Source organism: Gilliamella sp. Pas-s27 (assembly GCF_009795865.1).
GTDB lineage: Bacteria > Pseudomonadota > Gammaproteobacteria > Enterobacterales > Orbaceae > Gilliamella.
In genome coordinates this window covers 1-1,624 of record NZ_WTEW01000075.1, presented here as the reverse complement: position 1 = coordinate 1,624, position 1,624 = coordinate 1, and the positions used below count along the sequence as shown (strand labels likewise).

The 1,624-nt window shown below is 28.5% G+C and carries 2 protein-coding genes; both read right to left on the bottom strand.

Features of this window, described 5'->3' with window-relative positions; translation table 11 throughout:
- On the bottom strand, positions 1–229 hold a 229-nt coding region (locus GQ589_RS11690), incomplete at its 3' end, for a hypothetical protein (RefSeq protein ID WP_160426413.1).
- 397 nt (positions 230–626) lie between these two features.
- Positions 627–1,624, bottom strand: a 998-nt coding sequence (locus GQ589_RS11685; protein WP_160426411.1) for a hypothetical protein, incomplete at its 5' end; no start/stop codon positions are given.

Here is a 1,624-nt window from a genome sequence, read left to right as displayed (position 1 = left end):
GGAGGGAATCAAGGGACAGGGCTTTATCAGGACTGGTGAAGGTTATCGTATAATGCCAGGGCTGATTGAGTGGCTCATCGCCTTTAACCTGCAACACCGACACTGGCGAACTTAGCCCCTCCACTGTTAGCGTATACCGATTATGGCTCACACTTTTCAACCCATCAATTAACCCATTAACCAGCCCACCGCCTAACTTGTCAACCAAACGATCAAACTCATTTGCCATGCTTTTTCCTTCCCTTTTTCAGTTTAATATTATTATTTATTAGCACGTTAAACTCCCCCCGTAGTTTTACATGCAACCGCATAGGTAATAAATTATAACCGATTTTAGCTTGAATTTTAACCCTTATTTTTAAAATACCTTTTATTAATATAACCAATTTATATTGATTAATTAGATAGCAGGAAAAACACACTTGTTGGAAAGAAGACAAGAACACCGATTTTTATTCTAAGGAGCTAAGACGAATTGCACTTTATGATGGAATATAGGAACAATAAAGCAAAAAAATCAATACATTTTCTGACTTATTATTTTATTGGTACTCTGTCGCTTTTATCATAGATGAATTTTCTACTTTTGGGCTGTACTATTTTTGGAGGTGGTTACATCATGTTTTTTAATCCCATATAGGTTCAAATATTAAAGGTTCTACGCTGTCATTTTCACATTTAAGAAATGTAATATTCTCGTCATTCTTTTTTATTAAAATTCCTGCATTTTCAGGATATGTATTTACTTCATAATTCCAAATATTTTTTTTAAAAACTAATGAATTTATTAAGACTTTCTGATCTAAAATTTCTTTCCGTAACTCTAATTCTATTTTGTTTTTATTACCATATCTGTATATTAAATCACCTTTATCAAAATAATTATAACAAATGGATAATTGCTTATTTCCTATTTGACAACCAAAGGCATCCATTTCAATTAGATTTTTATTATATGTACATAAAGAATGATCTTTAAAAAAGATTTTTTGTCTGTAGAAATTACTTAAGTCTGGATATTCTGATAGCTTCACTAAGAAATGATTTATTTCATATTTTGAAACATTCTGTTTAAATTTATCAGCTAAAATAAACAGAAAACCCTCATAATAATTTAAAGTATATTCCCTCAAAATATTTTTTTTATTTAATAAAAATATGTTGTCTATAATTTTATTAGCTTCATCACTTCTATTTTCAATATAAGGTTCACCAATTATGTTTCCCATACGTCTTTCAAACGTGATTTTCCCCAATAAAAATAATTTATTATTTTTAATAGTCAAATATGTTATCGTTAAAGGAGAATTTCCTGTATCGGCTTCAGCAATACCAAACACTCCTAGTTTAGAATAGAACATTTTTCTACTGGAATATTCATTATCACTAACATTAGTTTTATAAGTATATAATTGGTTATCAACTTTAATAGTTAATAATTGATATCCTATATAATCTATTGGTTCAGTTTTAGAATATGAACAATATTGGTATTTTAAATTCATATGACTACCAGAAAAAGTAGTTACATTTACTTCTTCAAATGAGTCTTCATCACATTTTGTTGTATTAGCAAATGCAAAATTTGCTAATAGTACACTGAATATAATTATTTTCTTCATTT